This is a genomic window from Pseudomonas sp. DTU12.1 (genome assembly GCF_009873475.1).
GTDB lineage: Bacteria > Pseudomonadota > Gammaproteobacteria > Pseudomonadales > Pseudomonadaceae > Aquipseudomonas > Aquipseudomonas proteolytica.
Genome location: NZ_CP045254.1, coordinates 5,366,185 through 5,390,003, shown reverse-complemented (window position 1 = coordinate 5,390,003; position 23,819 = coordinate 5,366,185). Strand labels below are relative to the sequence as shown.

Below are 23,819 nucleotides of genomic sequence, written 5' to 3'. Positions count from 1 at the left end.
ATCAGTGCGGCTTGGCTTCGGATGAGGTGCGGCCAAAGCGGCTGCGGGCCACGCCAATGATCATCGGCACCAGCGACAGCAGGATGATGAACACCACCAGCAGCGAGAGGTTTTTCTTGATGAACGGTACGTTGCCGAAGAAGTAGCCGAGGGTGACCAGGCCGCCGACCCAGAGGATGGTGCCCAGCACGCTGAAGCCGAAGAACCGCGGGTAAGGCATTCTGGCAACACCGGCGACGAACGGCGCGAAGGTCCGCAGGATCGGCAGGAAGCGCGCCAGGGTCACGGTTTTGCCGCCGTGCTTGTCGTAGAAGTCGTGGGTTTTTTGCAGGTAGTCGCGACGGAAGATTTTCGAGTTGGGGTTGCTGAACAAGCGTTCCCCGGCGGTTCGGCCGATCACGTAGTTGGTACTGTCACCCATGATCGCCGCCAGCATCAGCAGGCCGCCCAGCAGGACCGGGTCCATGCCGCCGCCTGCAGCTACGGCGCCGGCAATGAACAGCAGCGAATCGCCCGGTAGGAACGGCATGACCACCAGGCCGGTTTCGCAAAAAATCACCAGGAACAGGATGGCGTAGATCCACGGACCGTAATTGGTTACCAGCAAGTCGAGGTACACGTCGAGATGCAGGATAAGGTCGAGCGGGTTGAAATCCATGGATGGCACCTGTGTGGACGGCCTGGCTCAGCGGGCCTGTGCGGAAGCTTCGGGCAATAAGGCTACAGGCGTATGCCGGTTTTCTTACAGTCCTAAAAGGTCGGCATTATACGGATTGAATGATGAAATGCGTGTTGGTTTTGTAGCGGGGGATGTCGCAGCTATTCTGCCTAGCACTGATCCAAATGTGGGAGCTGGCTTGCCTGCGATGCAGGCACCTCGGTGTGTCAGCCAGACCTCGGTGAGGTTATCGCAGGCAAGCCAGCTCCTACATTTTTTTGCGGTGTTTCAGTCTTCGCTGATCGGGAGCGTGTAGTTCTTGAACTCGGTGTCTTCACGAAAGCCCATGGACTCATAGGTCTTTTGCGCCACGGCGTTGTCGCTGCTGGTCGACACGCGCAAACGCACGGCATTGGTTTCCTTGGCCATCTTTTTTGCGGTACGCATCAGGTTATCGGCCACCAATTGGCGCCGGGCATCCTCGGCGACGTAGATGTCGTTGAGGATCCACACCCGTTTCAATGACAGCGAAGAAAAGCTCGGATACAGCTGGCAAAAGCCGAGCAATTTGCTGTCGTCGTCATCGGGCAGGGCCAGGTAGATTACCGATTCCTTGCGCCGCAGGCGCTTTTCCAGAAAGGCCCGGGATGAGTCAGGAAAGGGCAGCGCGCCATAGAACTCACGGTATTTGACGAATAACGGGGTCAACAGGTCCAGGTGTTCCAGAGTCGCTTGAGTGATCCGCATGCTAGGCCTCAACTTCTATAGGAATACGACGGCAAACGGTCCTTTACTCGGGCGCCCGCTGCTTGATGCTGCCTAAAGCGGTGAAAAATCGCAATCGTGCTGGTATCACTCCTTGGGTGGGCTGAGCAGGAAGTTGCCTTTCATCAAGTCCGGATCATCCGTTTCCAGGGTCTGAACCTGCGCCTCGTCCTTGAGGTTGACCCCCGACAGCTGTCGCCGGCAGGCCTCGCGCATCAAGTACAGCAAACGGTGGGCCGCCATGCCGTAGCTCAGGCCCTCCAGGCGCACGTTGGAAATGCAGTTGCGGTACGCATCGGTCAGGCCCACCTTGGGGTTGTAGGTGAAATACAGCCCCAGGCTGTCCGGCGAGCTGAGCCCCGGCCGTTCGCCGATCAGGATCACCACCATTTTGGCGCCGAGCAACTGACCGATTTCATCGGCGACCGCGACCCGGCCTTGTTCCACCAGAATCACCGGCGACAACGACCAGCCTTCGGCGTGGGTCTGTTCTTCCATGCGTGTCAGAAACGGCACGGTATGTTTATGCACCGCCAGCGCCGATAAACCATCGGCCACCACCACCGCCAGGTCCACGCCACCCGGGTTGGCCAGGGCGTAGTCGCGCAGGGTCTGCGCCGACTCATCGCTCAGGCGCCGCCCCAGGTCCGGGCGCTGCAGGTAGCTATGGCGGTCGGGGGCGGCGCTGTGCAGCAACAGGCTGTCGCGGCCGCGCTCGGCCATCTGGCTGCTCAGGCCGGCATGGTCGAACGGTAGGTGCACCGCGTCCCGCGCCTGGGCATGGGCGAACTGGAAATCCAGTTGCGCGCCGGTGGGGATGCTGGTGCCGGTGCGGCCCAGGGCAATCCGCGCCGGGGTCAGGCGCCGCAGTTCCAGCCATGGGTTATCGCTTGGAGGTGTGTCGGTCTGCACTTCAGGCTCCTTCTTCATCCCAATTGCGCCAAGGCATGGCGGAAGGCCGGTGGCAGGTTGTTGCCAAACTGCACCTTGCCATCGGCTTGCGTGAAGATGCCCATTTTCGCCAGCCACTGTTCGAATTCCGGCGCGGGCTTGAGCCCCAGGGTCTGGCGGGCGTAGAGCGCGTCGTGAAAGGACGTGGTCTGGTAGTTGAGCATGATGTCGTCGGAGCCCGGGATGCCCATGATGAAGTTGATCCCGGCCACGCCCAGCAGGGTCAGCAGGGTGTCCATATCATCCTGGTCGGCTTCGGCATGGTTGGTGTAGCAGATGTCGCAACCCATGGGCACGCCCAGCAGCTTGCCGCAGAAGTGGTCTTCGAGGCCGGCGCGGATGATCTGCTTGCCGTTGTACAGGTACTCGGGGCCGATAAAACCGACCACGGTGTTGACCAGGAACGGCTTGAAATGCCGCGCCACGGCGTAGGCGCGGGTTTCGCAGGTTTGCTGGTCGATGCCAAAGTGCGCGTTGGCCGACAGGGCACTGCCTTGCCCGGTCTCGAAATACATCAGGTTTTGCCCCAGGGTCCCGCGATTCAGGCTCAAGCCCGCATCGTAGCCTTCCTGCAGCACATTCAGGTTGATCCCGAAGCTGGCGTTGGCCGCTTCGGTGCCGGCAATCGACTGGAACACCAGGTCCAGGGGCACGCCCCGGTTGATCGCCTCGATGGAGGTGGTGACGTGGGTCAGCACGCAGGCCTGGGTCGGAATCTCGTAGCGCTGGATGATCGCGTCGAGCATCTCCAGCATGGCGCAGATCGAGGCGATGCTGTCGGTGGCCGGGTTGATGCCGATCATGGCGTCGCCGTTGCCGTACAGCAGCCCGTCGAGGATGCTCGCGGCAATGCCCGCCGGTTCATCCGTAGGGTGGTTGGGTTGCAGGCGTGTGGACAGGCGCCCGCGCAGGCCCAGGGTGCCGCGAAATTGGGTAACGACGCGGATCTTCTGCGCCACCAGCACCAGGTCCTGCACGCGCATGATCTTCGACACGGCGGCGGCCATTTCCGGGGTTAGCCCTGGCGCCAGGGCGCGCAGGCTGTGTTCGTCGGCGGCGTCGCTGAGCAGCCAGTCGCGCAAGCCGCCGACGGTCAGGTGGCTGACCACGGCAAAGGCTTGCTGGTCGTGGGTGTCGATGATCAGCCGGGTGACTTCATCGCTTTCGTAAGGGATCAGCGCCTCTTCAAGGAAGTGCTTCAACGGGATATTGGCCAGGGCCATTTGCGCCGCAACCCGTTCGCCATCGTTCTGCGCGGCGACGCCTGCGAGAAAATCCCCGGAGCGTGCGGGACTGGCCTTGGCCATCACGTCCTTGAGGCTGTCGAAGCGGTAGGTCAATGCACCGACCGAATGGGAAAAACTTGCCATACAGACTCTCCATGACGACGCGGGCGCTGGCCCGCATCGTGGTTTACGGCGTTTAGTGCAAGGCGGCCTCTGCGGCCTGGATCGCCGCGAATTCTTCTTCCGGCGTGCCTGCTACCAAGTGATGCCGACTGTAGAAAGCAAAGTAAGCAATTAATACTCCATAGATGATCGCCGCGCCAATCACCACGCGTGGATCCACCAGGAAACCCGCCACGACCGCGATGCAGGCCAGTATCAGGGCCAGGCCCGAGGTGAAGATGCCACCCGGCGTGCGGTATGGACGCTCCATTTTGGGGCGACGGATGCGCAGGGTGATATGCGCGGCCATCATCAATACATAGGAAATGGTCGCGCCAAACACCGCCACCAAAATCAGCAGGTCGCCCTGGCCGGTCAGCGACAGGCCGAAGCCGATGATCCCGGGGATAACCAGGGCCAGTACCGGCGCCTTGCTTTTATTGGTCTGCGACAGCTTGCGCGGCAGGTAGCCGGCGCGGGACAGGGCGAAGATCTGCCGGGAGTAGGCGTAGATGATCGAGAAGAAACTCGCGATCAGCCCGGCCAGACCCACCAGGTTGACGAAGCTGCCCATCCAGGTCGAACCGCCGTAGGCCAGGGCCAGGGACTCCACCAGCGGGTTGCCGGACTTGACCAGCGCCAGGGTGCCGGCGCCACCGGGTGCGATCACCAGGATCAGCAGGGCAAAACTGGTCAGCACCACAATCGCGCCGATCAGGCCGCGGGGCAGGTCGCGTTTCGGGTTCTTGGTTTCTTCGGCGGCCAGGGGCACGCCTTCGACCGCCAGGAAGAACCAGATCGCATAGGGGATCGCGGCCCACACGCCAACGTAGCCAAACGGCAGGAAACTGCTGGCGCCCTTGGCCTCGGTCACGGGGATATCCAACAGGTTGGCGACGCTGAAGTGCGGCACCATCGATACCAGGAACACGCCCAGGGCAATCGCGGCGACGGCGGTGATCACAAACATCAGCTTCAGCGCTTCCCCGACACCAAAGATGTGGATGCCGATAAAGATGATGTAGAACGCCAGGTAGATCATCCAGCCGCCGATGCCGAACAGCGACTCGCAATAGGCGCCGATAAACACCGCAATGGCGGCGGGGGCGATCGCGTACTCGATGAGGATCGCCGTGCCGGTGAGGAACCCACCCCAGGGCCCGAATGCACTGCGGGCAAACCCGTAGCCACCGCCGGCGGTGGGGATCATGGAAGACAGTTCAGCGAGGGAAAAGCACATGCACAAGTACATGGTGGCCATCAGCAATGTGGCGAGGAACATCCCGCCCCAGCCGCCTTGGGCCAGGCCGAAGTTCCAGCCGGCGTAGTCGCCGGAGATCACATAGGCAACGCCGAGGCCGACTAATAGCACCCAGCCGGCAGCGCCTTTTTTCAGTTCGCGTTGTTGGAAATATTCGGAGTCGACTTTTTCGAAGTCGACGGAGGATCCTGTCGGTTCGCTAGGCATGGGGAAGTACCTTTGGTTCTTATTGTTTTATCCCGACTGACTTGAGTCGGATGAGATGCCGAGTATTTATGATGATTCAGTGTGGGAGCTGGCTTGCCTGCGATAGCGGTTTCACATTCAACATGAGTATTGGCTGTACTGGCCTCATCGCAGGCAAGCCAGCTCCCACACTTGATTGCATTTCAAGTGTGGGAGTGTGGTGCTGACGAAACTTAGAAGAAACCCAGTGGGTTGATGTCGTAGCTCACCAGCAGGTTTTTGGTCTGCTGATAGTGATCCAACATCATCTTGTGTGTCTCACGACCCACCCCGGACTTCTTGTAGCCACCAAACGCCGCATGCGCGGGGTACAGGTGGTAGCAGTTGGTCCACACGCGCCCGGCTTTGATCGCCCGGCCCATACGGTACGCACGGTTGATATCGCGGGTCCACAAGCCTGCGCCCAGGCCAAACTCGGTGTCGTTGGCGATCGCCAGTGCTTCGGCTTCATCCTTGAAGGTCGTGATGCTCACCACCGGGCCAAAGATTTCTTCCTGGAACACGCGCATCTTGTTGGTGCCTTTGAGCAGGGTCGGCTGGATGTAATAGCCGGTGGCCAGATCGCCGGTCAGTTTTTCCACTTTGCCGCCGGTCAGCAACTCGGCACCTTCGCCCTTGGCGATTTCCAGGTACGACAGGATCTTGTCGAACTGCTGCTCGGACGCCTGGGCGCCAACCATGGTGTCAGTGTCCAGCGGGTCGCCACGCTTGATCGACTCAACCTTCTTCATCACCACTTTCATGAAGTCGTCGTAGATCGACTCTTCCACCAGCGCACGGGATGGGCAGGTGCACACTTCGCCTTGGTTGAAGAACGCCAGCACCAGGCCTTCGGCGGCCTTTTCGATAAATTGCGGCTCGGCTTTCATGATGTCGGCGAAGAAGATGTTCGGCGACTTGCCGCCCAGCTCAACGGTGGACGGAATAATGTTCTCGGCCGCGCAATGCATGATGTGCGAGCCCACCGGGGTGGAGCCGGTGAAGGCGATCTTGGCGATGCGCTTGCTGGTGGCCAGGGCTTCGCCTGCCTCCTTGCCGAAACCGTGAACCACGTTCAGCACGCCGGGTGGCAGCAGGTCGCCGATCACTTCCATCAGCACGTTGATGCCCAGTGGGGTCTGCTCGGCGGGCTTGAGTACCACGCAGTTGCCGGCGGCCAGGGCTGGCGCGAGTTTCCAGGCGGCCATCAGCAGGGGGAAGTTCCACGGGATGATCTGCCCGACCACGCCCAGGGGCTCATGGAAGTGGTAGGCGGCGGTGTGTTCGTTGATCTCGGCGCTGCTGCCTTCCTGGGCGCGGATGCAGCCAGCGAAGTAGCGGAAGTGGTCGGCGGCGAGGGGGATATCGGCGTTGAGGGTCTCGCGTACCGCCTTGCCGTTGTCCCAGGTTTCGGTGATGGCCAGCAGTTCCAGGTTCTGTTCGATGCGGTCGGCGATTTTCAGCAGCACCAGCGAACGGTCCTGGGCCGAGGTCTTGCCCCAGGCATCAGCGGCGGCGTGGGCGGCGTCCAGCGCCTTGTCGATATCCTTGGCCGTGGAGCGCGGGAAGTCGGCGATGGGCTTGCCGTTCACTGGCGAAGTATTGGTGAAGTAGTTGCCGTCGACCGGTGCCACAAATTCGCCACCGATGTAGTTGCCGTACTTGGCCTTGAACGAAACGATAGCGCCTTCGGTACCAGGGTGTGCGTAACGCATGGTGGGTATCTCCTGACTTCTTGTGTTTATTGGAGTGCAGCATTGCTGCGCTTGATAAAGCGTAGAGCAAAGGTCGGGCCAGCGCCCTGCAGCGCAGGTAAATCAAGGGCTTGGGGTTTGTTGCAAGGCTTTGCTGTGACACCGGCGGTACAGTCAGGGTGACACTTTGTGCCATAAGCGATACAGCTTGTGACCCATGGGTCGCCGCGGGATTGCAATGCGCCCAGGCCTGGAGGATGCTGGGCGTCCCGGTCCGCGGTGTGTCCCGCGCAACAGGAGAACAATAAGAACATGCACAACGATCATTTCAGCCGCCATGCCCGGCAAGTCCTGACCGTCACCCGTGGGCAAGACCCGTTGCACGGTCCTGGCAGCGACCCATCGATTGCCCGCTCCTGGCTGCGCTGCGTAGAGGACTATCACCTCGACCCGACGTTGACCGTCGCGCCCACGGTGCTCGAGCATGAGCGCCTGCTGGAAAGCCGCGAGCGCCTGCAGCAAGTGCTGCACATCGCCGGCAACGAAATGAACAGTTTGCATCAACAACTCTCTGGCGCCGGCCATGCGGTGCTGCTGACCGATGCGCGCGGGGTGATCCTCAATTGCGTCACTGCGCCCAGCGAACGCAAGGTATTCGAGGGTGCCGGGTTATGGCTCGGCGCCGACTGGAGCGAAGCCTGCGAAGGCACCAACGGTATCGGCACCTGCCTGGTGGAGCGCCAGGCCCTGACCATTCATCGCGATGAACACTTTCGCGGTCGCCATACCGGGCTGACCTGCTCGGCGAGCCCGGTGTTTGATCCCCATGGCGACCTGCTGGCGGTGCTTGACGTGTCGTCGGCCCGCGAAGCGGTGTCGCGCCAGAGCCAGTTCCACACCATGGCGCTGGTCAATCTTTCGGCGAAGATGATCGAGAGCTGTTATTTCCTGCGGCACTTCGAAAATCACTGGTTGCTGCGTTTCCACCTGCAGGCCGAATCCGTGGGCCTGTTCAGCGAAGGGCTGCTGGCATTCGACGGCGAAGGGCGGATCTGTGCGCTCAACCAAAGTGCGCAGAACTTGTTGGGCCTGCCACGGGGGCGCTTGCTGGGCCTGCCGGTGGAGATGTTTTTCGACTGCACCCTGGATCAATTGCTCGGTCGCGCCAATGCCAGCGCCAGTTGGCCTTTGCGTACCCGTGACGGGCGCAGCGTGTTTGCGGTACTGCGTGGCGAGGCGCGGCGCGCCCCGAGCCCGGTGGTGTCGGCGCCACCGCCGGTCGAGCGGCCCCGGCTGGCGGGGATCTGCCTGGGAGATGAGGCGCTGCAGAGCGACTTTCGCAAGGCCTTGCGGGTGTTTGAGCGGGACGTACCGTTGTTGGTCAATGGCGAAACCGGCTCCGGCAAGGAGGCCTTTGCCAAGGCCGTCCACCATGCCAGCCAGCGCGCCGACAAAGCCTTCGTGGCCCTGAACTGCGCAGCCATCCCTGAAAGCCTGATCGAGAGCGAGCTGTTCGGTTATCGCGGCGGCAGTTTCACCGGGGCCCGCAAGGAAGGCATGCGTGGCAAGCTGCAACAGGCTGACGGTGGCACCTTGTTTCTCGATGAAATCGGCGATATGCCCCTGGCCCTGCAAACCCGGCTATTAAGGGTGCTGGAAGACCGATTGGTGGTGCCCATCGGCGGTGAACCGCAAGCAGTGAACGTGCGCATCATCAGCGCAACCCACCGTGATTTGTTGATGCGGGTGGCCGACGGCACCTTCCGTGAGGACTTGTACTATCGCCTCAATGGTCTGGAGGTGGCGTTGCCGGCGTTGCGTGAGCGTAGCGACAAGTCGCAGCTACTGGACTTTGTGCTGGCGCAAGAGGCAGAAGGGCAGGGGATAGAACTGGATGGCGATGCCCGTCAGGCGCTGCTGGACTTTTCCTGGCCGGGGAACGTCCGGCAACTGCGTACGGTACTACGTACCTTGACCGCGCTGTGTGACGGTGGGCGGATAGGGGTGGGCGATTTGCCGGCAATGATTCGCCAGGTGCCTTCCCAGGTGCAAATTACCGTACCGCGGGAAAAACAGCCGCTGGAGGACGCCGAGCGCTTGGCACTGTTGACCACGCTCGAACAGCAGCGCTGGCATATGACCCAGGCAGCAGAACAGTTGGGTGTTAGTCGTAATACGCTATACCGCAAGTTACGCAAGCATGGTATCGCTTTGCGCTCCGCAGCAGAGTGACGTCAAGGGAGACTCCTGCTCTCTTACTGTCTTTTGGAAGACTCGCCCACGCTCGCCTTTTACAAAAGGTACCGGTGGGCAAGTCGGCGATGTTTTGATCGCATTTTGTAGTATATAAATATGTTTGATATGAAGTTCTTATGAAACTTATGTGGCGGGCGGCTGGCTGGAAATAATTTTCTGGCGGTATCTATTTGATATTTTTTTGCTTTTGGTGCTGTTCGAAGTGATGAGCGGTTGTTTTGCCTGGAGCAAAATTTCATATCTGATTTTAAATGTGTATTGGGTGGAACTAAGTTTTGTTTTTTTAATACTTAGGGGTAAGGGACGAATCATTGCATTGGGTTTTCAGGTTTAGGGATAAGTAAAATTAATAGTTACATGCATATACTATGGGTGAAGACATGAATATTACAGGCTCCCCTGTTTCAACCTCCTTTCAGGTAAAGGACTGGGTGTCCGAGGCGCCGGGCCAGCAGGCAGCTGCCGGCACGAAAGGGGCCTCAGATTGGAGTGCGTCCGTGGATAAGCAGAAGACGCAAGCATCCAGCGAGGGGAATACCGCTGGTGAATCCTTGGATGAAATCAATACACGGACTAAGAGGGGGTTTAAGGGGATAGGCTCCAAAATTTATTCTTTTGTAAGTCCAAAGCCCCCCAAGACTAATTTGATAGCACATGCTTATAAACCCACCTCTACTCTGGGCCCTACCCGGCCAGTAGGCCCCTCAAACACCCAGGGGGTGACTAAATTCAGGGAGATGGTGTTCAAAGCGCAGCACCCAAATTCATCACTCACCGGCCCGGCCAAACCCGCTGTTGCCAAACCGAAAACATTCGGTGATGTGGCGGCCAATCTGGTTTCAGCTGATCGTCTGGTCAAGGCCGGGGTGTTCAAAACGGACACTAGCTTGAAAACCGTCACGCGCGATGCTTTTGTGAACGCCTCCGTAAACGGACTTGTCAGCACTCCGCTGAGTATTGGTACCTACGCGGGGTCTGTCTGGACGGGCGAAACCATCAAAGGTAATTTTGCTGCCAATACCCCGCTACTTCCTCCGGCTCATCAGCCCGCCCCAAGCCAGGCCGCCAATGCTGCTTCTGCGGCGGGAAGTGGTGGGGCAGAACAAAGTGCTGCATTGGTTAAGACGCGTACAGAAAGTGCTGAGTTAAAAATGACGTATGCCGTCAATACGATTCAGGCCATGGTTGAAGGGGGAGATGGTAAGGCCCTGGAAAAAAGCTCGACATGGCCAGTTGACATAAATGAACGCCTTGATTTGATGGAAAAGATTTACGATGCGTCCGAGAAAAACATGGCGGAAGTTTCGGAGCAAAACGGATTTATTTACAAACCCTATAAAGATGATTCAACAGTAGGGTCGAAAAGTGTTACTGCCAGGTTGGATGCGCTGGATAAAAGGTATGAACATCTCAATAGTAATGGCATAGGCAGACTTCTGGCGGTGCGGGAGGTGGAGACGAGAAAGCCTCAGACGGTGTGAGGCAAGTTTCATTGTTTCTGATTCGTTAGCCAGAGTGCATTTGTTTGTTTCGCCAAAGGTGCGCAATCAAGCCTGGTACTGTGCAGCAATGCCCAAGTACCAGGCGTGATTGCAACTCTTCGGGGCGCAGTAAAAGAGTGCGATTTTCCACGCCCTGCGCTAACCTGCCTCGATGTTTTACGAGGTCCACTATGCACATTCATATTCTCGGTATTTGCGGCACCTTCATGGGCTCAATGGCTGTCCTGGCTAAAGAGCTGGGCCATCACGTCACGGGCTCCGACGCCAACGTCTATCCGCCCATGAGCACGCAATTGCAGGCCCAGGGCATTGAATTGACCCAGGGCTACGATCCGGCGCAATTTGACCCGGCCCCAGACCTGGTGGTGATCGGCAATGCCATGTCCCGTGGCAACCCCGCCGTGGAATACGTGCTCAACAAAGGTTTGCCCTATGTCTCCGGCCCGCAATGGTTGGCCGATCATGTGCTGCAAGGGCGCTGGGTGCTGGCGGTTGCCGGTACGCACGGCAAGACCACCACCAGCAGCATGCTGGCCTGGGTCCTGGAACACGCGGGCATGAGCCCTGGCTTCCTGATCGGCGGCGTCCCGCAGAACTTTTCGGTGTCGGCACGCCTGGGTGATACCCCATTCTTTGTGATCGAGGCCGATGAATACGACAGTGCCTTCTTCGATAAACGCTCCAAGTTCGTCCACTACCGTCCGCGCACGGCGATCCTGAACAACCTGGAGTTCGATCACGCAGACATCTTCCCCGATCTGCCGGCTATCGAGCGGCAGTTCCATCACTTGGTGCGCACCATCCCAAGCGAAGGCCTGGTGATCCATCCGACCACCGAACCGGCCTTGCAGCGCGTGATCGACATGGGTTGCTGGACGCCAGTGCAAACCACCGGCGCGGGCGGGCAGTGGCAGGTCAAGTTGCTGCGCGAGGACGGGTCCCGGTTCGAAGTGCTGTTCGAGGGCGAGCCCCAAGGCATCGTCGACTGGGACATGACCGGCCAGCACAACGTCGCCAACGCCTTGGTCACTCTCGCGGCGGCGCGTCATGTCGGTGTGGTGCCGGCCATGGGCATTGCGGCGCTGAGCGCGTTCAAGAGCGTCAAGCGGCGCATGGAAAAGGTTGCCGAAGTGAATGGGATTACCATCTACGACGACTTTGCCCACCACCCTACGGCGATTGCCACCACCCTCGACGGCCTGCGCAAGCGCGTTGGCGATGCGCCGGTGATCGCGATCATCGAGCCGCGTTCCAACTCCATGAAACTCGGTGCACACCGCGACGGCCTGCCGGAAAGCGTCAACGATGCCGACCAGGTTGTGTGGTACGCGCCGGCCAACCTGGGCTGGGACTTGGCGGCCGTTGCCAAACTCTGCAGCGTGCCGTCGATTGTCAGCGATTCCCTGGAAGGCATCATTGAGCGGGTCAAGAGCCAGGCCAAACCGGGGACCCACGTGGTGATCATGAGCAATGGCGGCTTCGGCGGCTTGCACGGCAAACTGGCCGAGGCGCTGCAATGAGCGGCCCGGAGCGCATTACCCTGGCGATGACCGGCGCGTCCGGCGCGCCTTATGGGTTGCGTTTGCTCGATTGCCTGGTGCGTGAAGACCGCGAGGTGCATTTCCTGATTTCCAAGGCCGCGCAATTGGTGATGGCCACCGAGACTGACGTCTCGCTGCCGCCCAAGGTGCAGATGATGCAGGCCTTCCTCACCGAATACACCGGTGCGGCGGCAGGGCAGATCAAGGTCTATGGCAAGGAAGACTGGATGTCACCGGTGGCCTCCGGCTCCGGTGCGCCTGCGGCGATGGTGGTGGTGCCATGCTCCACCGGCACGTTGTCGGCGATCGCCACCGGCGCTTGCAATAACCTGATCGAGCGCGCGGCGGACGTGACCTTGAAGGAACGCCGCCAGTTGATCCTGGTGCCGCGCGAGGCGCCTTACTCGAGCATTCACCTGGAGCATATGCTCAAGCTGTCGAATATGGGCGTGACTATCCTGCCGGCCTCGCCGGGCTTCTATCATCAGCCACAGACCATCGATGACCTGGTGGATTTCGTGGTGGCGCGGATTCTCAACCTGCTGAATATCCCCCAGGACATGTTGCCGCGTTGGGGTGAGCATCATTTGAGCAGTGATGAATAAATTCTTGTTGATGGTGCTGGCACTGCAACTGATGGGCTGCGCCACCGCGCGCACCCTGGATGCGGCCAAGCCCGGCGCGCCAGTGGTGTATGCGGGGACGCGCCTGGACTTGTATGCGATGCAGGGTGGTTGTTGCGCCATGGACCGCTTTGGCGCCGAAGCGCCGAGCTATCCGGGCCTTGATCTGCCAGCCAGTGCGTTGCTCGACACACTGCTGTTGCCGCTGTCGGCGTTGACGGTATTGGGGGTTGGGTTCAATGCGACGGGTGGGTTGTAACGCTGAGCCAAGGTGTAACACCGACCTGAAATGTGGGAGCAGGCTTGCTCGCGAAGGCGCAGTGTCAGTCACCTGATCCATTGACTGACACTACGCCTTCGCGAGCAAGCCCGCTCCCACATTGGGCCGGTGCAAAACCGTTGAACAGACTCACTTGCCGAGCTTGCGCAACTCGTCCGACTCGACGATCCGCACTCCATCCTGCTCTTCCAGCGCCAGGCGCCACATGGCCCGGGCCAGTTCACACACTTCAATGCCGCGATATTTGCCGGGAATCAGCCGCGACAGCGGGCCCGCGAGCTTTTCCGCGAGCCGGGTCTCCAGCCGTTCGCCCAGCAGCAGCGAAGGCCTCACGATGGTCAACTGCGGCCAGTCCTGGGCCTGCAACGCCTGCTCCATTTCCCCTTTGACCCGGTTGTAGAACACCGAGGACTTTGGATCGGCGGCAATGGCGCTGATCACAATCAGGTGCCGTGCGCCCATCTCCCGTGCGCGCTTGCCGAACGCTACCACCAGGTCCAGGTCGATCGCGCGAAAGGCTTCCTCCGAGCCGGCCTTTTTCAAGGTGGTGCCCAGGCAGCAGAAGGCCAGGTCGACCCGGCCGCTCAGTTGTGGCAGCAATACGTTGGGATCGCCGACCGGGTTTTCCAGGTGCGGGTGTTCGGCCAGCGGGCGGCGGCTGGGCGCCAATACGCGGGTGACGGTGGGCTCGTTGAGCAGGCGGTCCAGCAGATGTTCCCCGGTCAAGCCCGAGGCTCCGGCAAGCAATATATGCTGAGGCGTCAAGTACATGGTATTTCCCCCTTGATACAGTTTCAGCTTAGTTGCTCTTTGCTTCCTTGCTATTGATAGAGACGCTTTCCAGCGCCTTTCGTGCCTGCTGTTTGCGTAATAATTGCCAGCGGGCGATGACGCTCTTGGGGGCCCAGATCTGTGGTTCGGAGGCTTCGAAGTTGTCAGCCATTTCGCGTTCGGTCACATGCCGTTGGGCCAGCTTGAAGGCATGTTGCAAATCGTCGGTCTGGGTCAGGGCCTGGGCGAACAAGGCATCGCCAAAGTAGGTGAAGTCGGCTTCTTCCGAGCAGCCAAACGACACACGATCGGCGCGCGAGGCGGTCATGATCAGGGTGTGATCATCCTTGAGCGCCGGGATAAATCCACCGGAGTAGCAGGCTGAAATCACGATGACCTTGTCGCGGTTTTTCAGCGGCGCCATCACCGCTGCCAGTTCGTCGCTCGGCAGGTCGGCCAGTTCCATGCGGGGTTGGTCGAGCACCAGTTGGTGTTCGTGGGTGCCGTGGCTGGTCAGGTAGATAAACACCAGGTCTTCGGGGCCGGTGCGCTCGGCCAGGGTCTGCACGGCACGGCGCAGGCTTTCGCGGGTTGCCATCGGGCGGTCGGCGATGTGGTCGCGATGGTTGACCAGGCGGATCTGCCCGCGGGCGCCGAAACGGCTGGCCAGCAGGTTGCTGACATAGTCGGCCTCGCGCAGGAATACGCTTTGCTTGCCGTCGCCGGCCACCACCAGGGTGTACAACTCGACCGCCGGGGTCGACGCCGGCACGGCGGCAAGGGCGTTATCGAGCAGACGCCCCTGGGCCAGTACCCCGACCTCCAGGGCATCGGGCAACAGCTTGCCGTCGGCATCGCGTACGCGCAGGCCATTGGCCCAGGTCCCGGCCTGTACCGTGCCATCGGTGAGCACCAGGGTGCCTTGCCCGTGATAGCTGTCGTTGTCGAAGCCACCGATGTAGAAACTGCCATCGCTGAGGTTCAGGCGCCCTTCACCGGTGAAGCGCCAATCACTGAATTGCCCGATGTAATGGCTGCCATCCACACCGGTCAGTTCACCTTTGCCGCTGAGGGCGCCTTCGCGGAACTCGCCGGTCCACACATCGCCGTCGGCGTTTTCGTAGCGGCCCTTGCCGTTGAGTTGGTTCTGCTTGAAGTGGCCGATGTACATGTCGCCTTCGGCACTGTTGAAGGTGCCGTTGCCTTCCAGTTGGCCATTGACGAAGTGACCGCTGAACTGGTTGCCGCTGTCGTCGTTGCGCTGGCCTTCACCGTTGGGTTTGCCGTGGGCGAACAGCCCCTGGTATTGGCTGCCGTCCGCCAACTCCAGGCGGCCGAGGCCGGAATACTGGTCGTCCTTGAATTCGCCGCGATAGGTCATCTGCCCCTCTCGGAGGGTGCCTTCGCCGTTGCGCCGGCCTTGCTTGAAGCCGCCGACATAGGTGTTGGCTGCGGTGGTCAGGGTGCCCTGGCCATCGAACAGACCTTGCTGGAACTGACCTTTATAGACTTCGCCATTGCTGCCGTGCCATTCGCCCTGGCCATGCCACTGGCCCTTGTCGAATTGCCCGGCGTACCAACTGCCGTTGGGGTAGTCCACCCGGCCCTGGCCTTGCAACAGCCCATCGACCACATCCCCGCGATAACGCCCGCCGTCCGGCAGCCGGGCGTCGGGCGGCAACAGGGGTTCGCCGTCGCCGCAAGCGGTGAGCAACAAGGCCAGAGCAAGGGGAACGATTGGGCGCATAGCGGGATCCGGATAATTGAGCGCCGAGTATGCCGCAGCGGGGGAAGCTATACCTAGTGGTCTGTGTGCTAATACAGACTTGTCGGCGATGGCGCGACTGCTGGCGCTATCGCCGGCAAGCCGGCTCCTACAGATGTATCAGACGAAGCACAGTGACAATGATTCGGCGATGTAGGCGGGTTTTTCCTGGCCCTCGATTTCCAGGGTGCAAGTGGCCTTGAGCAGCCACTGCCCCGGCTTTTTCTCGGTGGCGTCGGTGAGGGTCACTGCCAGGCGCACCTTGGAGTTGACCTTCACCGGCTGGATAAAGCGCACGCTGTCCAGGCCGTAGTTGACCGCCATCTTCAGGCCCTCGGGCATGATCAGGATGTCTTCGATCAACTTGGGGATCAACGACAGCGACAGGAAACCATGGGCAATGGTGCTGCCAAATGGGGTCTGGGCGGCTTTTACCGGATCGACGTGGATGAACTGAAAATCGCCGGTCGCTTCTGCGAACAGGTTGATACGCTCCTGGTCGATGGTGAGCCATGCGGAACGTCCCAGTTCCTTGCCGACATATTCATTGAGTTGCACTACAGGTACGAAAGGCATTGCGACTCTCCTTGGTTCATCAATCTATTCCCTTGTAGGAGCGAGCTTGCTCGCGAAAAACCCAATGTCACCGCGTACTGCCTGGGTGCACCCGTTATCGTCGACGGCTTTCGCGAGCAAGCTCGTTCCTATAGGGGGTTATTGTTTTAGGTGGATTCCCGAGAACCAATGTAGATCATCATGGGCAAATGGCCCGGTCAACCCACCATGCTTTTGGCGAATGCCTGTTCATAGGAGCGGCGTGCTTATAATGCCCACGGGCTTTTGGGGGGAGAAAACCCATGCTGTTACGCGGTCTGACTTGGCTGGTGTTGTTTCAATTGCTGGGCACGGCGATCAATCACTTGTTCCTGCCGATCTTGCCGGGGCCGATTGTCGGCTTGCTGTTGCTGCTGGCGTATCTGGTGTGGCGCGGCGAGGTCGGTGAACCGCTGAGCCTGGCGGCCAGCAGCCTGCTGCGTTACCTGCCACTGCTGCTGGTGCCGCCAGCGGTGGGGGTGATGGTATATGCCAAGGACATTGCCGCCGATTTCTGGGCCATCGTCGGGGCGTTGGTCCTGTCGCTGGTAATCGCCATGGGCGTTGTTGGTGTGATGATGCAAAAACTGGTCAAGCGCCAGGCGCGGCGGGAGGAGGGGCAATGACCTTCGATTGGCAGGGCGCGTGGGCGGCGGTGATCCACCATCCCTTGTTTGGTATTGGCATCACGTTGGGCGCCTATCAACTGGTACTGGCGGGGTTCGAGAAAACCCGCTGGATCTTCCTGCAGCCGGTACTGGTCTCGATGTTGCTGGTGATCGGCGTGCTGCTGGGGTGCGGGTTGACCTATGTCGAGTACCGCAAAAGCACCGAGATCATGAGCATCTTGCTGGGCCCGGCCACCGTGGCGCTGGCGGTGCCGCTGTATTTGAACCTGCGGCGGATCCGCCAGTTGTTCTGGCCGATTTTTACTACGCTGATGGTGGGCGGGGTGTTTGCCACCGGCCTGTGTGTGTGGCTCGGCTGGTGGTTTGGTGCCGAACATATGGTGCTGATGACCATGGCGCCCAAGTCCGTGACCTCGCCTATCGCCATGCTGGTGGCCGAGCAGATCGGCGGCGTCGCGGCGCTGGCGGCGGTGTTCGTGCTGATCACCGGGGTGATCGGTGCGATGATCGGGCCGGCTTTCCTGTCTCGCCTGGGGGTGCACAGCCCTGAGGCACGGGGCATGGCCCTGGGCATGACCGCCCACGCGGTCGGCACCTCGGTGGCCTTGCAGGAAAGCGAAGAGTGCGGGGCCTTTGCCGCACTGGCGATGAGTTTGATGGGCGTGGCCACGGCAGTGTTCCTGCCACTGGCCGTGTCTTTGGTGATTTAAATCGGGTTTAAGGAACGCTTTATGAGTCTGGCGCTGTTCCCTCTCAATACGGTGCTGTTTCCAGGCTGCACCCTCGACCTGCAACTGTTCGAGGCGCGCTACCTGGACATGATCGGCCGCTGCATGAAAAAGGGCGAAGGCTTTGGTGTGGTCTGCATCCTTGATGGCCAGGAAGTCGGCCTGGCGCCCGATGGCTATGCAGTGATTGGTTGCGAAGCGCTGATTCGTGATTTCAAGCAGCAGGACAATGGCTTGCTGGGGATTAGGGTCGAGGGTGGGCGCAGGTTTCGGGTGCGCGAGGCGGATGTGCAGCGTGATCAACTGTTGGTAGCAGATGTCGAGTGGCTGGAAGACCTCCCCGAGCGGCCGTTGGACGAGGAGGATGCTGATTTGTTGGCGCTGCTTGAGGCCCTGGCGGAGCACCCGATGGTCGCCTCGTTGGACATGGGCGCCGATGCGCAGGGGCAGCAGGTGTTGGGCAACCGCCTGGCCTACTTGTTGCCGTTCACCGATGCAGACAAGATCAAGTTGCTGCAACTCGACGACCCCCAGCAGCGTCTGGATGCGATCCAATTGCTGCTGGATGAGTTGCAGGGTGAACTGTTTCCCTGAGCCGGGTTGTCTCGGATTCATCCGCGCAAGGTTCGGATTTTTCTTCGATGCTGGGTGCCCATCGCCTGAAATAGTGGAGCTTCAGCCACTACTATCAGGGAATGAACATGATTCGATTGCCGCCATCGGAGCAGCCGATCTGGGATGCTTTTTTTGTCAGTGTGACCGCGCAATTGATTCAGCAGGCCGGCGATCGTGGCCCGGAGTACATTGCCGAGCGGGCTGCCGAAATCGCCGATGAGATGTTGTTCGAACGCCGGGAGCGCTGTGCTGAGCGGCGTAGCACTCCCGTGGACTGGGTTGGTCCGGCCTAGATCAGTAGGCGTAGCGCAGCAAGGCGTGGGAGGTCCCGGTCAGGGCAAAGAACCCCAGAACCGCCACGCATCCCGGCACGATCAGCCACCAGACCTTTGGCGCCATGGGCGGTAGCGAGCTCTGGCGCTGGCTCAGCGTTAGGCTGAAGGCGCAAACCGTCATTGCCAGCAAGGTGCCAGCCAGGATATCGCTCGGCCAGTGCGCCCCCAGATACACCCGTGACAGTGCAATGGCGGCGGCCGGGATAGCCCCCAGCAGCAGCCAGGCCAGACGCATGCGAATCGGTTGGCCGCGACCGGCCAGCACCGCCAACGCGAGGAAGAACGCAAACGAGCCCGAGGCGTGACCGCTGGGCATGCTGAAGCTGGTCAGTGGGTCGACGAGGATTTCTGGTCGGCCACGGGCAAAGAACAGCTTGCTCCCGGTATTGATCAGCGCGGCGCCCAGCAGTGTGGCGCCGACAAAGATCCCCTGGCGCCATTGCCGTGCCAGGAACAGCAGGCCGGTCAGCACGGCGCTGGCGACGAACATCTTCTTGAACTCGCCCAACTGCGTGATCATCACCATGACCCGGTCCATGGTTGGGCTTCGATGCTCCTGGACCAGGGCCATCAATCCCTGGTCAAAGTGGTTCAGGTACGGATAACCGATAAACATCGCAATCAACAAGGCCAGGCTGGCGCAGCCCACCCACAGAGTGGCGCGGCGGTGGCCGCGCAGGGTGCTGTTGAGGGCGATACCGAACAACACGGCCAGGCAGGCGGCAACCACCCCAGCCTCAGGCCAGAACCCTTCGGGCAGCGGCAGGCGGAACGCTGCACCTGCGGCCCAGCCAGGCAACAGGTAGGCGACCGACCAGCCGGCGGCGGCCAGCACGCTGACGGCAGCAAAGCGCGGGAATGGCATGTCGCACATCCCGGCGACCATGGGCAGCATGGGGCGTAGTGGGCCAATGAAGCGTCCTACCAGCAGGCTGACGATGCCGTACTTCTGAAAGTAGGCCTCGGCCCCGTCCATCCATTCGGGATGATGACGCAGGCCGGGCAGGCGCCGGATGTTCTGGTGGAAATGCCGACCCAGGTAGTAGGAAATCCCATCGCCCAGCAGCCCGCCGAGCAAGCCCAGCAGCAAGGTCTCGCCCAGGGACAGCGCGCCGCTGCCGGCCAGTGCGGCAATGGCGAACAGCAGCACCGTACCCGGCACGATAATCCCGGCGATGGCCAGGCATTCCACAAAGGCGACGATAAACACCGCTGCCGCCAGCCATTGCGGATTGAGGGTCAGCCAGCCGGTAATGCCATCGAGCCATGGGCCCATACAATCACTCCATCAATGAACCGCTGCCTGGAATGCGCTTCTCAAAACACCGGCGACCCTTGTAGGGGCTGGCAAGCCAGCTCCTACAGGGCATCGGCTGTGTTGCAGATGCCATTTCCAGCAGAAACGGTTGTTTCAGATATTCAAATCAAAACGTAATCGCGGCCTTCGACCTGGCCGCGTCGCAACGGGTTCCGCGTGCAATAGGGTGCGAAGTCAGCATCGACGAAGCGATACATCAGGTGTTCATCGCGCCCGCCGGGAATGCCCAGGCGGGTGGTCTGGATAATTTGCGTGGGCGCCAGGCCCACATCCTCCACGTAGAGCAGCGCCTGGTCGAAGCGCTTGGCGTCCCACATCGGCACTTTCAAACCCAGGGCCTTGCACAGCAACGTCTGCCCGGCGCAGAGCTTGTGGGCCGGGCGCGGGCGGCCGCTGGTGTCGGGATTGTTCAACAGCATCTGCGCCAGGCTTGCAGGCCCTGAAACCTCATCCACCCACGGGTAGGCCGACTTGATCAGCACGGCATTGCCCGGCCCCTGGGCGCTGAAGTTCAGGGAGTCGCCACCACGGGCGTAGTACATATAGATGTGGCCGCCATCCAGAAACAAAGCCTTACGCTTTTCTGTGTAGCCGAGGGACGCATGGCTGCCTTTTTCGGCCAGGTAATAGGCTTCGGTTTCAATAATTCGCGCCGACAGCCACACCTCGCCGACACGATGACGGATGACTTTGCCCAGCAAATCTTTCGCGAGCGTTTGTGCGTCGCGGTCGAAAAACCCATCAGGCAGGGGCTTGGCGGGGTACTTGGGGGGTGAACTGGACATAACGAAGGGCGGTTGCGCAGGCCAAATGTGACAGGATGATATCAACTCCAGGCTTAATCACCGCTGAACGTCGAGTTTTTACAGTTCATTTCGACCATCCGCCCCTCACCGCTGTCCGTAGGACGGCGCGACAGCTATAATCTGCCGCTTTCCTCTTTGCCAAGACCCCACCAGACCATGACTGAGTCCGTTCTTGACTACATGACCCGCCTGGGCCGCGCTGCCCGTCAGGCCTCGCGGTTGATCGCCCGTGCGAGCACCGCGCAGAAGAACCGTGCCCTGCTGGCTGCCGCCGATGCTCTGGATGCCTCGCGCTCCGAGTTGACCGCCGCCAACGAGTTGGACCTGGCCAACGGCCGGGCCAATGGTCTGGAGCCGGCATTGCTGGATCGCCTGGCGCTGACGCCGACACGTATCGACGACATGATCGAAGGGCTGCGCCAGGTGGCCAAGCTGCCTGACCCCATCGGCGAAATCCGCGACATGCGCTACCTGCCGTCAGGCATCCAGGTTGGCAAGATGCGCGTGCCCCTGGGCGTGATCGGCATCATCTATGAGTCGCGCCCGAACGTGACCATCGACGCCGCGAGCCTGTGCCTGAAGTCCGGTAACGCCACCATCCTGCGTGGCGGCTCAGAGGCCATCAACTCCAACCGCGCTATCGCCGCATGCATCCAGCAGGGCCTGGCCGTGGCAGAGTTGCCGGCCGAAGTGGTGCAAGTGGTGGAAACCACCGACCGCGCGGCCGTGGGCGCGTTGATCACCATGCCTGAGTTTGTCGACGTGATCGTGCCGCGCGGTGGCAAGAGCCTGATCGAGCGCGTCAGCCGTGATGCCAAGGTGCCAGTGATCAAGCACCTGGATGGCGTCTGCCACGTCTTTATCGATGTGGCGGCCGATCTCGACAAGGCGATCCGCATTGCCGATAACGCCAAGACCCATCGCTATGCGCCGTGCAACACCATGGAAACCCTGTTGGTCCACGCCGGTATTGCCGAGCGCGTGTTGCCGCCGCTGGCTGCGATCTACCGTGACAAGGGCGTGGAACTGCGGGGTTGCGAGCGTACCCGGGCGCTGTTGGGCAGCGATGTGATCGAGGCGACCGAGCAGGATTGGTACACCGAATACACCGCGCCGATCCTGTCGATTCGGATCGTCGACGATCTGGACCAGGCCATCGAGCACATCAACACCTACGGCTCCAAGCATACTGACGCCATTGTTTCCGAGCATTTCAGCGATGCCCGGCGTTTCCTTAACGAAGTGGATTCCGCTTCGGTGATGATCAACGCCTCGACACGCTTTGCCGATGGCTTCGAGTATGGCCTGGGGGCGGAGATCGGGATTTCCACCGATAAGCTGCATGCCCGTGGGCCGGTTGGCCTGGAAGGCCTGACCAGCGAGAAGTACGTGGTGTTTGGTGACGGTCATGTGCGCACTTGATGGGTAAACGCATCGGGCTGTTCGGCGGTACCTTCGACCCCGTGCACATCGGCCATTTGCGCAGTGCCCTGGAAGTGGCGGATACCCTCGGGCTGCAAGAGCTGCGGCTGATCCCCAACGCCAGGCCGCCGCACCGGGACACGCCGCAAGTCAGCGCGCAGGAGCGCCTGGCGATGGTGCAGTGTGCGGTGGCCGGCATTGCCCCGTTGGTGGTGGACGACCGCGAACTCAAGCGCGATAAACCGTCCTACACTATCGACACCCTGGAACAGACGCGGGCCGAGTTGGCCGCCGATGACCAGTTGTTTCTGCTTTTGGGCTGGGACGCATTTTGCGGACTGCCCACTTGGCATCGCTGGGAAGAGTTGCTCCAGCATTGCCACATCCTGGTTTTGCAACGCCCGGATGCCGACAGCGAACCGCCGGATGCCTTGCGCAACCTGCTGGCAGCGCGGTCGGTAAGTGACCCACAGGCCCTGACCGGGCCGAGCGGGAATATTGCATTCGTCTGGCAGACCCCGCTTGCGGTGTCCGCCACCCAGATCCGTCAACTGCTGGCCAGCGGTAAGTCGGTACGTTTCCTGGTGCCTGACGCGGTCCTGGCCTACATCGATGCGCACGGGCTTTACCGTGCGTCGAACTGAAAAGGCGCGCTTGAAGGCACGAATAATCGTGTATTGAAGCGCCCGAACTATTGAGCAAAACGAGTTTTATATGACGAACAAAGACGTAAGCAAAGTTAAGCGCAAAGGCACGTTCAAGAGCGCACCGTTGCCGGTGGAAGCCCTGTTGGTCCCGGCTCCTGAGGGTGAAGCGCTGGTAGCGCTGGCCGTCGCGGCCCTGGAAGACGTGAAGGCTCAGGACATTCAGGTCCTGGACGTGCGTGACAAGCAAAGCATCACCGACTTCATGATCATCGCCACCGGTACCTCCAACCGCCAGATCGGCGCGATGCTGGACAAGGTTCGCGAAGCCGTCAAAGCCCAGGGCGTCAAGCCATTGGGTGAAGAAGGCAAGGGCGACAGCGACTGGGTGCTGGCTGACCTGGACACCGTGATCGTACACATGATGACCAGCAACGCTCGTCAGTTCTACGACCTGGAGCGTCTGTGGAAAGGCGCCGAGCAGAGCCGTGCCGCCGATGGCAAGCACCACAGCCCGGAAGTCGGTCACGCGCACTTCGACAAGCTCAACAAAGACCAGGAATAAGGAACGGCTGTGCGCCTGCGTCTGATTGCTGTCGGTTCACGCATGCCCAAGTGGGTGGAAGAAGGCTGGCATGAGTATGCCAAGCGTCTGCCATCCGAGCTTGCGCTGGAACTGGTGGAAATACCGCTCAACACCCGGGGCAAGAACGCCGACGTGGCGCGTTTTATCCGTCAGGAAGGCGAGGCGATGCTGGCCAAGGTCGGTACCAACGAGCGCATCGTCACCCTTGAGGTGCACGGCAAGCCCTGGAGCACCGAGCAGTTGGCGGTGGAGCTGGATCGTTGGCGCCTGGACTCGCGTACGGTCAACTTCATGGTCGGCGGCCCCGAGGGGCTGGCGCCGGAAGTCTGCGCGCGGGCCGATCAGCGCTGGTCGCTGTCGCCCCTGACGTTGCCCCATCCGCTGGTGCGGATCCTGATTGGTGAACAGCTGTATCGCGCCTGGACAGTTCTGTCCGGGCACCCTTACCACAAATAGTCTGCG

The 23,819-nt window shown here is 60.7% G+C and carries 24 protein-coding genes; 13 read left to right on the top strand and 11 right to left on the bottom strand.

Features of this window, described 5'->3' with window-relative positions; translation table 11 throughout:
- Position 1 precedes the first annotated feature (1 nt).
- The 6 genes from GDV60_RS23890 to GDV60_RS23865 all read right to left on the bottom strand — a co-directional run bounded on the left by GDV60_RS23890 (position 2) and on the right by GDV60_RS23865 (position 6,963).
- Positions 2-658, bottom strand: coding sequence for a DedA family protein (locus GDV60_RS23890; RefSeq protein WP_029292285.1), 657 nt, complete (start codon positions 656-658; stop codon positions 2-4).
- A 288-nt stretch (positions 659-946) separates the two neighbouring features.
- The gene (locus GDV60_RS23885; protein ID WP_029292284.1) at positions 947-1,405 is read right to left on the bottom strand and encodes an N-acetyltransferase; all 459 of its coding nucleotides are present in this window, start codon (positions 1,403-1,405) and stop codon (positions 947-949) included.
- 105 nt (positions 1,406-1,510) lie between these two features.
- A complete protein-coding gene (eutC, locus tag GDV60_RS23880) occupies positions 1,511-2,353 on the bottom strand; it encodes an ethanolamine ammonia-lyase subunit EutC (RefSeq protein ID WP_159908921.1) in 843 nt (280 codons plus the stop codon).
- Positions 2,350-3,744, bottom strand: coding sequence for an ethanolamine ammonia-lyase subunit EutB (locus tag GDV60_RS23875; protein ID WP_092230694.1), 1,395 nt, complete (start codon positions 3,742-3,744; stop codon positions 2,350-2,352). Before GDV60_RS23875 ends, eutC begins: the two co-directional genes overlap by 4 nt.
- Positions 3,745-3,796: 52 nt before the next feature.
- Positions 3,797-5,230, bottom strand: coding sequence for an ethanolamine permease (eat, locus tag GDV60_RS23870; protein ID WP_029292281.1), 1,434 nt, complete (start codon positions 5,228-5,230; stop codon positions 3,797-3,799).
- A 212-nt stretch (positions 5,231-5,442) separates the two neighbouring features.
- The gene (locus GDV60_RS23865) at positions 5,443-6,963 is read right to left on the bottom strand and encodes an aldehyde dehydrogenase family protein (protein WP_029292280.1); all 1,521 of its coding nucleotides are present in this window, start codon (positions 6,961-6,963) and stop codon (positions 5,443-5,445) included.
- Positions 6,964-7,254: 291 nt separating this feature from the next.
- Here GDV60_RS23865 and GDV60_RS23860 point away from each other — a divergent pair, with 291 nt between their 5' ends.
- The 5 genes from GDV60_RS23860 (at position 7,255) to GDV60_RS23840 (ending at position 13,123) form a co-directional block, all read left to right on the top strand.
- Positions 7,255-9,174 (top strand): sigma-54-dependent Fis family transcriptional regulator, encoded by a 1,920-nt coding sequence (locus tag GDV60_RS23860; protein WP_159908919.1) that lies wholly within the window; start codon positions 7,255-7,257, stop codon positions 9,172-9,174.
- A gap of 404 nt (positions 9,175-9,578) precedes the next feature.
- Entirely contained in the window at positions 9,579-10,679 is a 1,101-nt protein-coding gene (locus tag GDV60_RS23855; RefSeq protein ID WP_159908917.1) for a hypothetical protein, read from the top strand.
- A 191-nt stretch (positions 10,680-10,870) separates the two neighbouring features.
- Entirely contained in the window at positions 10,871-12,220 is a 1,350-nt protein-coding gene (mpl, locus tag GDV60_RS23850) for a UDP-N-acetylmuramate:L-alanyl-gamma-D-glutamyl-meso-diaminopimelate ligase (RefSeq protein ID WP_133714658.1), read from the top strand.
- Positions 12,217-12,846, top strand: coding sequence for a flavin prenyltransferase UbiX (gene ubiX / locus GDV60_RS23845; RefSeq protein ID WP_038443595.1), 630 nt, complete (start codon positions 12,217-12,219; stop codon positions 12,844-12,846). The genes mpl and ubiX overlap by 4 nt, the downstream gene beginning before the upstream one ends.
- Positions 12,839-13,123 carry a YceK/YidQ family lipoprotein gene (locus GDV60_RS23840; protein WP_029292275.1) on the top strand — a complete coding sequence of 95 codons (285 nt, stop codon included), beginning with the start codon at positions 12,839-12,841 and terminating at the stop codon, positions 13,121-13,123. The genes ubiX and GDV60_RS23840 overlap by 8 nt, the downstream gene beginning before the upstream one ends.
- A 150-nt stretch (positions 13,124-13,273) precedes the next feature.
- Here GDV60_RS23840 and GDV60_RS23835 read toward each other — a convergent pair whose 3' ends face one another.
- The 3 genes from GDV60_RS23835 to GDV60_RS23825 form a co-directional block, all read right to left on the bottom strand.
- Positions 13,274-13,915, bottom strand: coding sequence for an oxidoreductase (locus GDV60_RS23835; protein WP_029292274.1), 642 nt, complete (start codon positions 13,913-13,915; stop codon positions 13,274-13,276).
- Positions 13,916-13,943: 28 nt separating this feature from the next.
- Complete coding sequence (locus tag GDV60_RS23830; protein WP_092230683.1) at positions 13,944-15,662, bottom strand: C13 family peptidase; 1,719 nt, start codon at positions 15,660-15,662, stop codon at positions 13,944-13,946.
- Between the two features lie 138 nt (positions 15,663-15,800).
- Positions 15,801-16,256, bottom strand: coding sequence for a MaoC family dehydratase (locus tag GDV60_RS23825; protein ID WP_159908915.1), 456 nt, complete (start codon positions 16,254-16,256; stop codon positions 15,801-15,803).
- Between the two features lie 281 nt (positions 16,257-16,537).
- Here GDV60_RS23825 and GDV60_RS23820 point away from each other — a divergent pair, with 281 nt between their 5' ends.
- The 4 genes from GDV60_RS23820 (at position 16,538) to GDV60_RS23805 (ending at position 18,539) form a co-directional block, all read left to right on the top strand.
- Complete coding sequence (locus GDV60_RS23820) at positions 16,538-16,900, top strand: CidA/LrgA family protein (RefSeq protein WP_029292271.1); 363 nt, start codon at positions 16,538-16,540, stop codon at positions 16,898-16,900.
- Positions 16,897-17,613, top strand: coding sequence for an LrgB family protein (locus tag GDV60_RS23815; protein WP_029292270.1), 717 nt, complete (start codon positions 16,897-16,899; stop codon positions 17,611-17,613). Before GDV60_RS23820 ends, GDV60_RS23815 begins: the two co-directional genes overlap by 4 nt.
- Positions 17,614-17,634: 21 nt before the next feature.
- Positions 17,635-18,225, top strand: a complete 591-nt coding sequence (locus tag GDV60_RS23810; RefSeq protein ID WP_070995636.1) for an LON peptidase substrate-binding domain-containing protein — start codon at positions 17,635-17,637, stop codon at positions 18,223-18,225.
- A gap of 107 nt (positions 18,226-18,332) precedes the next feature.
- Positions 18,333-18,539, top strand: a complete 207-nt coding sequence (locus GDV60_RS23805; RefSeq protein WP_029292268.1) for a hypothetical protein — start codon at positions 18,333-18,335, stop codon at positions 18,537-18,539.
- A gap of 1 nt (position 18,540) precedes the next feature.
- Here the strand turns inward: GDV60_RS23805 and GDV60_RS23800 are convergent, their stop codons facing one another.
- On the bottom strand, positions 18,541-19,857 hold the full coding sequence (locus tag GDV60_RS23800; protein ID WP_029292267.1) for a bifunctional DedA family/phosphatase PAP2 family protein: 1,317 nt from the start codon (positions 19,855-19,857) through the stop codon (positions 18,541-18,543).
- A gap of 143 nt (positions 19,858-20,000) precedes the next feature.
- On the bottom strand, positions 20,001-20,684 hold the full coding sequence (locus GDV60_RS23795) for a DNA-3-methyladenine glycosylase (RefSeq protein WP_159908913.1): 684 nt from the start codon (positions 20,682-20,684) through the stop codon (positions 20,001-20,003).
- A gap of 177 nt (positions 20,685-20,861) precedes the next feature.
- Between GDV60_RS23795 and GDV60_RS23790 the strand changes: the two genes are divergently transcribed.
- The 4 genes from GDV60_RS23790 (at position 20,862) to rlmH (ending at position 23,813) form a co-directional block, all read left to right on the top strand.
- On the top strand, positions 20,862-22,127 hold the full coding sequence (locus tag GDV60_RS23790) for a glutamate-5-semialdehyde dehydrogenase (RefSeq protein ID WP_159908911.1): 1,266 nt from the start codon (positions 20,862-20,864) through the stop codon (positions 22,125-22,127).
- Positions 22,127-22,771, top strand: a complete 645-nt coding sequence (nadD, locus tag GDV60_RS23785; protein WP_029292264.1) for a nicotinate-nucleotide adenylyltransferase — start codon at positions 22,127-22,129, stop codon at positions 22,769-22,771. The genes GDV60_RS23790 and nadD overlap by 1 nt, the downstream gene beginning before the upstream one ends.
- Positions 22,772-22,841: 70 nt before the next feature.
- On the top strand, positions 22,842-23,336 hold the full coding sequence (gene rsfS, locus GDV60_RS23780; RefSeq protein ID WP_032861691.1) for a ribosome silencing factor: 495 nt from the start codon (positions 22,842-22,844) through the stop codon (positions 23,334-23,336).
- Positions 23,337-23,345: 9 nt separating this feature from the next.
- Positions 23,346-23,813: a 23S rRNA (pseudouridine(1915)-N(3))-methyltransferase RlmH gene (gene rlmH, locus GDV60_RS23775; RefSeq protein ID WP_104910974.1), complete on the top strand. Its 468-nt coding sequence runs from the start codon at positions 23,346-23,348 to the stop codon at positions 23,811-23,813.
- Positions 23,814-23,819: the final 6 nt, after the last annotated feature.

Excerpts from the sequence above, each read along its gene's own strand:
- GDV60_RS23890 (WP_029292285.1), bottom strand. The coding sequence starts at position 658 with ATGGATTTCAACCCGCTCGACCTTATCCTGCATCTCGACGTGTACCTC.
- GDV60_RS23885 (WP_029292284.1), bottom strand. The coding sequence starts at position 1,405 with ATGCGGATCACTCAAGCGACTCTGGAACACCTGGACCTGTTGACCCCG.
- eutC (WP_159908921.1), bottom strand. The coding sequence starts at position 2,353 with ATGAAGAAGGAGCCTGAAGTGCAGACCGACACACCTCCAAGCGATAAC.
- GDV60_RS23875 (WP_092230694.1), bottom strand. The coding sequence starts at position 3,744 with ATGGCAAGTTTTTCCCATTCGGTCGGTGCATTGACCTACCGCTTCGAC.
- eat (WP_029292281.1), bottom strand. The coding sequence starts at position 5,230 with ATGCCTAGCGAACCGACAGGATCCTCCGTCGACTTCGAAAAAGTCGAC.
- GDV60_RS23865 (WP_029292280.1), bottom strand. The coding sequence starts at position 6,963 with ATGCGTTACGCACACCCTGGTACCGAAGGCGCTATCGTTTCGTTCAAG.
- GDV60_RS23860 (WP_159908919.1), top strand. The coding sequence starts at position 7,255 with ATGCACAACGATCATTTCAGCCGCCATGCCCGGCAAGTCCTGACCGTC.
- GDV60_RS23855 (WP_159908917.1), top strand. The coding sequence starts at position 9,579 with ATGAATATTACAGGCTCCCCTGTTTCAACCTCCTTTCAGGTAAAGGAC.
- mpl (WP_133714658.1), top strand. The coding sequence starts at position 10,871 with ATGCACATTCATATTCTCGGTATTTGCGGCACCTTCATGGGCTCAATG.
- ubiX (WP_038443595.1), top strand. The coding sequence starts at position 12,217 with ATGAGCGGCCCGGAGCGCATTACCCTGGCGATGACCGGCGCGTCCGGC.
- GDV60_RS23840 (WP_029292275.1), top strand. The coding sequence starts at position 12,839 with ATGAATAAATTCTTGTTGATGGTGCTGGCACTGCAACTGATGGGCTGC.
- GDV60_RS23835 (WP_029292274.1), bottom strand. The coding sequence starts at position 13,915 with ATGTACTTGACGCCTCAGCATATATTGCTTGCCGGAGCCTCGGGCTTG.
- GDV60_RS23830 (WP_092230683.1), bottom strand. The coding sequence starts at position 15,662 with ATGCGCCCAATCGTTCCCCTTGCTCTGGCCTTGTTGCTCACCGCTTGC.
- GDV60_RS23825 (WP_159908915.1), bottom strand. The coding sequence starts at position 16,256 with ATGCCTTTCGTACCTGTAGTGCAACTCAATGAATATGTCGGCAAGGAA.
- GDV60_RS23820 (WP_029292271.1), top strand. The coding sequence starts at position 16,538 with ATGCTGTTACGCGGTCTGACTTGGCTGGTGTTGTTTCAATTGCTGGGC.
- GDV60_RS23815 (WP_029292270.1), top strand. The coding sequence starts at position 16,897 with ATGACCTTCGATTGGCAGGGCGCGTGGGCGGCGGTGATCCACCATCCC.
- GDV60_RS23810 (WP_070995636.1), top strand. The coding sequence starts at position 17,635 with ATGAGTCTGGCGCTGTTCCCTCTCAATACGGTGCTGTTTCCAGGCTGC.
- GDV60_RS23805 (WP_029292268.1), top strand. The coding sequence starts at position 18,333 with ATGATTCGATTGCCGCCATCGGAGCAGCCGATCTGGGATGCTTTTTTT.
- GDV60_RS23800 (WP_029292267.1), bottom strand. The coding sequence starts at position 19,857 with ATGGGCCCATGGCTCGATGGCATTACCGGCTGGCTGACCCTCAATCCG.
- GDV60_RS23795 (WP_159908913.1), bottom strand. The coding sequence starts at position 20,684 with ATGTCCAGTTCACCCCCCAAGTACCCCGCCAAGCCCCTGCCTGATGGG.
- GDV60_RS23790 (WP_159908911.1), top strand. The coding sequence starts at position 20,862 with ATGACTGAGTCCGTTCTTGACTACATGACCCGCCTGGGCCGCGCTGCC.
- nadD (WP_029292264.1), top strand. The coding sequence starts at position 22,127 with ATGGGTAAACGCATCGGGCTGTTCGGCGGTACCTTCGACCCCGTGCAC.
- rsfS (WP_032861691.1), top strand. The coding sequence starts at position 22,842 with ATGACGAACAAAGACGTAAGCAAAGTTAAGCGCAAAGGCACGTTCAAG.